The organism is Streptomyces sp. W16, from assembly GCF_033194735.1.
Taxonomy (GTDB): Bacteria; Actinomycetota; Actinomycetes; order Streptomycetales; family Streptomycetaceae; genus Streptomyces.
Genome location: NZ_JAWOAI010000428.1, coordinates 1 through 8801, shown reverse-complemented (window position 1 = coordinate 8801; position 8801 = coordinate 1). Strand labels below are relative to the sequence as shown.

At 69.5% G+C, this 8801-nt stretch carries 8 protein-coding genes; 4 read left to right on the top strand and 4 right to left on the bottom strand.

The features are described 5' to 3' along the window. The 4 genes from R6V09_RS38945 to R6V09_RS38930 form a co-directional block, all read right to left on the bottom strand. Positions 1-650, bottom strand: a 650-nt coding sequence (locus R6V09_RS38945) for a TerD family protein (protein WP_317886205.1), incomplete at its 3' end; no start/stop codon positions are given. A gap of 50 nt (positions 651-700) precedes the next feature. Then, entirely contained in the window at positions 701-1279 is a 579-nt protein-coding gene (locus R6V09_RS38940; protein WP_317886204.1) for a TerD family protein, read from the bottom strand. A gap of 158 nt (positions 1280-1437) precedes the next feature. Continuing rightward, on the bottom strand, positions 1438-3567 hold the full coding sequence (uvrB, locus tag R6V09_RS38935) for an excinuclease ABC subunit UvrB (RefSeq protein WP_317886203.1): 2130 nt from the start codon (positions 3565-3567) through the stop codon (positions 1438-1440). Between the two features lie 40 nt (positions 3568-3607). After that, positions 3608-4471: an MHYT domain-containing protein gene (locus R6V09_RS38930; protein ID WP_317886202.1), complete on the bottom strand. Its 864-nt coding sequence runs from the start codon at positions 4469-4471 to the stop codon at positions 3608-3610. 278 nt (positions 4472-4749) lie between these two features. Between R6V09_RS38930 and R6V09_RS38925 the strand changes: the two genes are divergently transcribed. From R6V09_RS38925 to R6V09_RS38910, 4 genes are all read left to right on the top strand, one after another. Further along, positions 4750-5625, top strand: coding sequence for a glycerophosphodiester phosphodiesterase (locus tag R6V09_RS38925; protein WP_317886201.1), 876 nt, complete (start codon positions 4750-4752; stop codon positions 5623-5625). A 46-nt stretch (positions 5626-5671) separates the two neighbouring features. Then, positions 5672-6226 (top strand): methylated-DNA--[protein]-cysteine S-methyltransferase, encoded by a 555-nt coding sequence (locus R6V09_RS38920; protein WP_317886200.1) that lies wholly within the window; start codon positions 5672-5674, stop codon positions 6224-6226. A 237-nt stretch (positions 6227-6463) separates the two neighbouring features. Beyond that, positions 6464-7696, top strand: a complete 1233-nt coding sequence (gene fdhA / locus R6V09_RS38915) for a formaldehyde dehydrogenase, glutathione-independent (protein WP_317886199.1) — start codon at positions 6464-6466, stop codon at positions 7694-7696. 148 nt (positions 7697-7844) lie between these two features. Next, on the top strand, positions 7845-8756 hold the full coding sequence (locus R6V09_RS38910; RefSeq protein WP_317886198.1) for a pseudouridine-5'-phosphate glycosidase: 912 nt from the start codon (positions 7845-7847) through the stop codon (positions 8754-8756). Positions 8757-8801 lie beyond the last annotated feature (45 nt).

Sequence of the window (8801 nt, the reverse complement as noted above, 5' to 3'; positions counted from 1 at the left end):
GTGGCGCCACTCCCGTCGGGGCCGATTCCCGGCATGGCCGTCTGGCGGGTGCGGTCGGCGTCCGTGGTGCGGGGTGGTGGTGCCGCCACGGAGCGGGCGAGGCCGTGGGCCACCGCTTCGTTGATGGTGCCCGCGAGGTGGGGGGCCTGGGGCAGTCCCTGGTCGATGAGGAGTTCGGCCAGGCCGCCCGCGTAGCCCTGGCCGACGGCGCGCACTTTCCAGGCGCCCTGTCTGCGGTACAACTCCAGGGCCACGACGGCTGATTCGGCGTCCAGGCCGGTGATCGTGTAGCTGGCGACCTCGGTGCCGTCGAGGCCGGTGACCGCCACGAAGGGTGCAGCGACGGCCCCGAAGCGGGTGGGGCCGTCGGCGCCGAGGGGCAGCGCGAGCAGCACGCTGACGCGGTGCACGGCCTCCGGCATGGCGCCCAGGTCCACCGCGAGGCGGTGGTCGGCGGCGGCCTGCTTGGAGACCTCCAGGCCGGGCAGGGTGGGGGTGCCCGGGTGGGCCACCCACTCCACGCCGTGGATCCTGCCGCGCTCGTCGCCGAGCGTGGCGGCGGCCACGACCGGCTTGCCGGCCGCGACCCGGATCTCCAGACGCACTTGGGGGAGCGGGTGGTTCTGCCCTCGCACCAGCTCGGCCGCCATCGCTCTCGTCCCCCTGCTCAGCCGTGTCGTCTCGTGTGCGCCGGGCCGCCCTACAGGTGCGGCAGGATCGCCGGCATCAGGTCCTGGAAGGTGCGGCCGTTGGTCGGTGTGCCGAGGGCCGTCAGTGTCCAGCCGGAGCCGGAGCGGTGCACCTTCGCCATGATCTGGGCCGTGTACTGGCCGCCGCCCGCGAGTGTGTAGCGGGCCAGTTCCTGGCCGTTGGTCTCGTCGACCAGGCGGCAGAACGCGTTCTGTACTTCCTGGAAGGTCTGGCCCGTGAAGGAGTTCACGGTGAAGACGATCTGGTCGATGTGGACCGGCACGCGCGCGAGGTCGACGAGGATGGCCTCGTCGTCCCCGCCCTGGCCGACACCGCCGACGAGGTTGTCACCGGTGTGGCGCACGGAGCCGTCGTCGCTGACCAGGTGGCGGAAGAACACGACGTCGACGGGCTGCTTGTCCGCGAAGAGCACGGCGGACGCGTCGAGGTCGATCTCCCGGGTGCGCGAGCCGAACAGGCCGCGCCGGGGAGCCGCCTGCCAGCCGAGCCCCATGCGCACCGCGGTCAGGCTGGCCCCGTCGTTCTTCTGCAGACTGATGGCCTGACCCTTGGTCATGTTGACCGTCACGGCTGTTCCCCTCTCGAACTGTCCCCTGTTGTCGCGGAATCCGCGGATGCCCAGAACCCTACGCAGCGGCACTGACAGTGCCGAACCCCGGTTCCTGCTTTGTGTCGGTCTTGCAACACAGAGCGCATACCCCGAGGTCCGGTGATCCATCCAGGCGGTCAGGCCAGGCCGCCCTCCTTCATCTGCCGCAGCTCCTTCTTCATCTCGTGGACCTCGTCGCGCAGCCGGGCCGCGACCTCGAACTGCAGGTCCGCGGCGGCGGCACGCATGCGTGCCGTCATCTCCTCGATCTGCTCGGCGAGTTCGGCCGCGGGACGGTCGGTCGGCACCCCGTCCTTGGCCTTCCCCTTGGCCGACTTCGCTGCCTTGCCGCCGAGTGAGGGCACCGGGGCCTTGGCGCCCTTGCCGTCCTTGGCCTTGCGGTAGCCCGAGCCGAGCAGCTGCTCCGTGTCGACGTCCTCGCGGGCGATCTGCGCGACGATGTCGTTGATCTTCTTGCGGAGCGGCTGGGGGTCGATACCGCGCTCCGTGTTGTACGCGACCTGCTTCTCCCGGCGGCGGTTGGTCTCCTCGATGGCCTTCTCCATCGCCGGGGTGATCCGGTCGGCGTACATGTGGACCTGGCCTGAGACATTGCGCGCCGCGCGGCCGATGGTCTGGATCAGGGAGGTGCCGGAGCGCAGGAAGCCCTCCTTGTCGGCGTCCAGGATGGCCACCAGGGACACCTCGGGCAGGTCGAGGCCCTCGCGGAGGAGGTTGATGCCCACCAGGACGTCGAACTCGCCGGAGCGCAGCTCGCGCAGCAGCTCGATGCGGCGCAGGGTGTCGACGTCGCTGTGCAGGTACCGGACCTGGATGCCGAGTTCGAGGAAGTAGTCGGTGAGGTCCTCGGCCATCTTCTTGGTGAGGGTGGTGACCAGGACGCGCTCGTCCTTCTCCGTGCGCTTGCGGATCTCGTGCACCAGGTCGTCGATCTGGCCCTCGGTGGGCTTGACGACGACCTCGGGGTCGATGAGGCCGGTGGGGCGGATGATCTGCTCGACGGCGCCGTCCGCGCGCGACAGCTCGTACTTGCCGGGGGTCGCCGACAGGTAGACCGTCTGTCCGATGCGCTTCTGGAACTCCTCCCACTTCAGGGGGCGGTTGTCCAGGGCGGAGGGCAGTCGGAAGCCGTGGTCTACGAGGGTGCGCTTGCGGGAGGCGTCGCCCTCGTACATCGCGCCGATCTGCGGGACCGTGTTGTGCGACTCGTCGATGACTAGCAGGAAGTCTTCGGGGAAGTAGTCGATCAGGGTGTTCGGCGCGGAGCCGGGCTCGCGGCCGTCGAAGTGCATCGAGTAGTTCTCCACGCCGGAGCAGGAGCCGATCTGGCGGAGCATCTCCAGGTCGTACGTCGTGCGCATCCGCAGGCGCTGGGCCTCCAGGAGCTTGCCCTGCTTCTCCATCTCGGCCAGCCGCTCGCCGAGTTCCTTCTCGATGTCGTTGACGGCCCGCTCCATGCGCTCGGGGCCCGCGATGTAGTGGGAGGCCGGGAAGACGTAGAGGTGCTCGTCCTCGCTGATGATCTCGCCGGTGAGCGGGTGGAGGGTGGAGAGGGCCTCGATCTCGTCGCCGAACATCTCGATGCGGACGGCCAGTTCCTCGTAGACCGGGAAGATCTCGATGGTGTCGCCGCGGACGCGGAAGGTGCCCCGGCTGAAGGCCACGTCGTTGCGCGTGTACTGGATGTCCACGAAGCGGCGCAGCAGCTGGTCGCGGTCGATCTCGTCGCCGACCTTGAGGGGGACCATGCGGTCCACGTACTCCTGCGGAGTACCGAGGCCGTAGATGCAGGAGACCGAGGCGACCACGATGACGTCGCGGCGGGTGAGCAGCGAGTTGGTCGCGGAGTGGCGCAGGCGCTCGACCTCCTCGTTGACCGAGGAGTCCTTCTCGATGTAGGTGTCCGACTGCGGGACGTAGGCCTCGGGCTGGTAGTAGTCGTAGTACGAGACGAAGTACTCGACCGCGTTGTTCGGCAGGAGCTCGCGGAACTCGTTGGCCAGCTGGGCGGCCAGGGTCTTGTTCGGCGCCATCACGAGGGTGGGGCGCTGGAGCTTCTCGATCATCCACGCGGTGGTGGCGGACTTGCCGGTGCCGGTCGCGCCCAGCAGGACGACGTCCTTCTCACCTGCCTCGACACGCCGGGCCAGCTCGGCGATGGCCGCCGGCTGGTCGCCGCTGGGCTGGTAGGAACTGACGACCTCGAAAGGCGCCACCGTGCGTTCGATGTGAGAAACGGGCCGCATGGAACCAACCGTACGACCCGCCACTGACAACGGGGTCGGATCAGCGGTTCTGCGGGGTGCGAGAGCGGCGGTGTCCGAGGTCGCGGTCGGCGCGGACCGGGGTGCGCCGGGGGTGCGGGACGACTGCGCCGGCCGGGACGCCTGGCTTGTGCTCCACGGGGAGCCGGGCGGGCTTCCCCATGACCATCAGCGGGTCGAACATCACGACGACGCCGGCCAGGATGAGGAAGGCGAGGGGGCCGATCATCATGGGCGCGAGCAGTGACGCGGCGGAGACTCCGTCGGTGGTGGCGGCCGTGCCGTGGACGTGGACGGTGAGGGCGGCCATGCCGGTGTAGTGCATGCCGGTGACGGCGAGCCCCATGACGAGGCTCGCGCCCACGCTCCACAGGAACCCGCGGACCTGTCCTGCCGCCCACAGGGCGCTGATCGCGGCGACGACCGCTATGACGACGGAGGCGGCGACCGTGAAGGTGTTGTATTCGAGCTTTCCGTTGAGCCGCATGCTCGCCATGCCCAGGTAGTGCATCGAGGCGATGCCCAGGCCGGTGAGGGTGCCGCCGGTGAACAGCGCCGTCCCCTTGGCTCCCCTGTAGCCGACGATGAAGATCCCGACGCCCACCATGACGATGGCGACGGCGAGGCTCGCGAAGGTCATCGGTTTGTCGTAGTGGACCGGTGTCTGGCGGACCGAGAAACCCATCATCGCGATGAAGTGCATCGTCCATATGCCGGAACCGATCGCCGCCGATCCGAGGGCGAGCCAGCCGGGGCGCCAGGACTGGGCCACGAGCATCGATCTGGTGGTGCAGCGCAGGCCGAGCGCACCGCCGAGGCAGGCCATGAGGTAGGCCACCAGCGGTGTGACGAGTCCGTAGCTGAATCCGTCGACCGTGCCCCGCATGCGCAGTAACCCTTCCGCCCTGTTCCGTCCTGGAATTCCTGGAACCCACCCGGCCCCAGGACCGCAGGAACGGTCAGGGTCGACGCAGAGAGTATGACCCCCACCGGAATGGTCGAACGATTTTCCGGCAAAGAAACACGGCCCTGCCCCAGTTGTGCGGCACCGGTGAGCGGACTTGGGCAACTCCATTCATTCTGTGTCCATCCTGTACCCGACGGGTAGTGACGTTCCGCTGTCACTATTGAGCCGTATGTGATCGCTCGACGCGAGGAGTACGCATGCACCTGCGCGCAGTTGCCGCCTCGACCACCGCGCTCCTGGGGGCCGCCGCCCTTCTGCTCCCCTCCCCCGCTGCCCGGGCGGGCGATGCCACCCAGTGGCCCATGGTCGTCGCCCACCGGGGCGCGTCCGCCTACGCCCCCGAGAACACCCTGGCGTCCATCGACAAGGCGGCCCGGCTCGGCTTCCAGTGGGTCGAGAACGACGTCCAGCGCACCAAGGACGGCGAACTCGTCGTCATCCACGACGACAGCCTGAAGCGCACCACCGACGTGGCGAAGGTGTTCCCTGATCGGGCCCCCTGGAAGGTGAAGGACTTCACCGCCGCCGAGATCGCCCGCCTCGACGCGGGGAGCTGGTTCGGTGCCGCCTACACGGGCACGCGCGTGCCCACGCTCACGCAGTACATGCGCGAGGTGGAACACAACCACCAGAGCCTGCTCCTGGAGATCAAGAATCCGGAGCTGTACCCCGGCATCGAGCAGCAGACCCTCAAGCTCCTGGGCAACGAAGGATGGCTGGACCAGTCCCACGTCGACAGCCGGCTGATCGTGCAGAGCTTCAGCGCGGACAGCATCCGGACCGTGCACGATCTCAAGCCCGGCATCAGGACCGGCTTCCTCGGTACGCCCTCGGTGTCGGCCCTGCACGAGTACGCCGCCTTCGCCGACCTGATCAACCCGTCGTACGGCTCGATCTCGACCAGTTACGTCTCCGCGGTGCACGGGTTCACGGGCCCGCACGGCACTCCGATGGAGGTGTACGCCTGGACCGTCGACGACGCACCCACCGCGTGGAAGGTCGCCGGGTACGGCGTGGACGGCCTCATCACCAACAAACCGGACGTGGTGCGGTCCGCGCTGAACGGGTTCTGAGACCGCTCGCGGGGCATTGTCAGTGCCGGGTCGTACGGTGGGCGACATGGACAGCCATGGGCAGAACGAGCAGCAGGTCGTGTGGACCGTCGTCGGCACCGACATCGGTCCGCTGCTGCTGGCCGCGACACAGGACGGCCTGGTCAACGTCGTGTTCCACGCCACGGACGCGGTGCGCGAGAAGACACTCGACCGACTGGCGTCGCGGCTGGGCACCGAACCGGTCGAGGCGCCCGACTCCCCCTTGCTGACCGAGGCGATACGTCAGGTCGAGGCCTACTTCGCCGGAGCGCGGCGCGACTTCGACCTGCCGCTCGACTGGTCCCTGATCTCCGGCTTCAACCGCCAGGTGCTGCGCGAGCTGGCGTCCGGCGTCCCGTACGGCTCGGTCGTCGGGTACGGCGATCTGGCCGGGCGGGTCGGTCAGCCGCGCGCGGCCCAGGCGGTGGGGGTGGCGATGGGTTCCAATCCGCTGCCGGTCGTCGTGCCCTGCCACCGGGTCGTCGAGAGCGACGGCGGTATCGGTGGGTTCGGCGGCGGCCTGGAGACGAAGAGGAAGCTGCTGGCGCTGGAGGGAGTGCTGCCCGAACCGTTGTTCTGAGGGCTCGGGCAGGGGACGGCATCGCGGGGATGTACGCGTTCTCGCCGCTGGCCGAACCTCACCGCCGCCTGTCTGCTGATACCCCTGGCCGCGCCGGCGTTGGTCACCCGCTCCCGAAAAAGCCCGGTTTCCGATGCCCCGCGAAGGGTGGCCGGGAGGCCGTGCCGGTAGCAGACTCCGCCATGCGCACAGCCACTGGCATCCGGGGGATCGGAGCCGAAGGGACGGCGATCACGCATGAGTGGAAGCGGAAACAGGGCAGTCGCGTATCTCAAGCCGGGAGCGGTGGAAGTCAGGACCATCGAGTACCCGACGCTTGAACTGCAGGACGGGCCGGGAGTCGCACCGGACAACGTCGGCCGCAAGGTCCGGCACGGGGTGATCCTGAAGGTGCTCGCCAGCAACATCTGTGGCAGCGACCAGCACATGGTGCGCGGTCGGACGACCGCGCCCGAGGGGCTGGTCCTCGGACACGAGATCACCGGAGAGGTCGTCGAACGGGGTCCGGACGTCGAGTTCATCGACGTGGGCGACATCGTCTCCGTACCGTTCAACATCGCCTGCGGGCGGTGCCGCAACTGCAAGGAACGCAAGACCGGCATCTGCCTGAACGTCAACCCGGCCCGTCCGGGGGCGGCTTACGGCTATGTCGACATGGGCGGCTGGGTCGGCGGTCAGGCCGAGTACGCCATGGTCCCGTACGCGGACTTCAACCTGCTGAAGTTCCCCGACCGGGACGAGGCACGCGAGAAGCTGCTCGATCTGACCATGCTGTCGGACATCTTCCCGACCGGTTTCCACGGCGCGGTCACCGCGGGCGCCGGGGTCGGGTCCACGGTGTACGTCGCCGGGGCGGGTCCGGTCGGTCTGGCGGCGGCAGCGTCGGCGCAGCTGCTGGGCGCCGCGGTCGTCATCGTCGGCGACCTCAACCCCGAACGCCTGGGCCAGGCAAGGAGTTTCGGCTGCGAGACGGTCGACGTCTCGCGCGGCGACATCGGGGAGCAGATCGCCGAGATCGTCGGCGAGCCCGAGGTGGACGCGGCGGTCGACGCGGTCGGCTTCGAGGCACGGGCCCACGGCCCGAACGCCCCGGAGGCGCCGGCGACCGTCCTGAACTCGCTGATGGGCGTCACGCGCGCGGGCGGTGCCCTGGGCATCCCCGGGTTGTACGTCACCGCTGACCCCGGCGGGGTCGACGAGGACGCGAGGAGCGGCACCCTGAAGGTACGGCTCGGCCTCGGATGGGCCAAGAGCCACGGGTTCACGACCGGTCAGTGCCCGGTGATGACATACCACCGGAGTCTGATGATGGCGATCCTGCACGGGCGCGTGCACATCGCGAAGGCGGTCAACGCGACCCCGATCTCGCTGGAGGACGCACCGCGCGGCTACGCCGAGTTCGACCAGGGCGCCAGCCGCAAGTACGTGCTCGATCCGCACGGGACACTGGCAGGCATCAGCCCGGTCTGACGCACGGGCAAGCGGGGGCCACGCACGCGTGGCCCCCGTTTTCCATGTCTTCCATGTCGGATGCTGGTGGTGTCCCCCACAGTCCGCGAGGGTTTGACCGGGCACTCCGCCCGCCAGGGATGAGGGAAGACCGAACGACAGGAGGCGCGTGGTGCTGGTGGTGTCCGAGGAAGTACGCGAGGCGATCGACGCGCGTCGACCCGTGGTGGCCCTGGAGTCGACGATCATCGCGCACGGGCTGCCGCGCCCGCGCAATCTGCAAGTGGCGCTGGAGCTGGAGGCGGCGGTGCGGCAGGAGGGCGCGGTACCCGCCACGATCGCCGTGCTGGACGGGCGGCCCCATGTCGGCCTGGACAAGGAGCAGTTGGAGCGGGTCGCCAACGAGGACGGGATCCGCAAGCTCGGCCACCGTGATCTGCCGCTCGCGGTGGCGGCGGGGGCGAGCGGGGCGACCACGGTGTCGGCGACGGCGCTGCTTGCGGCGCGGGCGGGCATCCGGGTGTTCGCGACCGGCGGGCTCGGCGGGGTGCACCGGGAGTGGACGGTGACGCAGGACGAGTCCGCCGACCTGGGGCTGCTGGCGTCCACCCGGATCACGGTGGTGTGCGCGGGCGTGAAGTCGATCCTGGACGTGCCGGCGACCCTGCAGCGCCTGGAGACGCTGGGTGTGGCGGTCGCCGGATTCGGCACGGACCGCTTCCCCGGCTTCTACCTCTCCGACTCCGGGTACCCGGTGGACTGGACGCTGGAGACCCCCGAGCAGGTGGCGGCCGTGATGCGGGCGCAGGACGCGCTCGACGCCCCGGAGTCGACACTGATCGTCGCCAATCCGGTGCCCGAGGACGAGCAGTTGGATCCCGCGTTGCACGCGCGTGTGCTCACCGACGCGCTGCACGCGTGCGAGGCGGAGGGCGTCACCGGGCAGGCGGTCACCCCGTTCCTCCTCGGCTACCTCGTGGAGCACACCGACGGCGCCTCGCTGAGCGCCAACCTGGCGGCCGTGCGCGGCAACGTACGGCTGGCGGGGCGGATCGCGGCGGCCTGGGCCGAGGAGGCGTGACGACCGGGCCGAACGGCGCGCTCCTGGTCGTCGGGGACGTCGTCA

Bases quoted from the DNA above. Each gene is read 5' to 3' on its own strand.
- uvrB (WP_317886203.1), bottom strand. From the start codon at position 3,567: ATGCGGCCCGTTTCTCACATCGAACGCACGGTGGCGCCTTTCGAGGTC.
- R6V09_RS38930 (WP_317886202.1), bottom strand. From the start codon at position 4,471: ATGCGGGGCACGGTCGACGGATTCAGCTACGGACTCGTCACACCGCTG.
- R6V09_RS38925 (WP_317886201.1), top strand. From the start codon at position 4,750: ATGCACCTGCGCGCAGTTGCCGCCTCGACCACCGCGCTCCTGGGGGCC.
- R6V09_RS38920 (WP_317886200.1), top strand. From the start codon at position 5,672: ATGGACAGCCATGGGCAGAACGAGCAGCAGGTCGTGTGGACCGTCGTC.
- fdhA (WP_317886199.1), top strand. From the start codon at position 6,464: ATGAGTGGAAGCGGAAACAGGGCAGTCGCGTATCTCAAGCCGGGAGCG.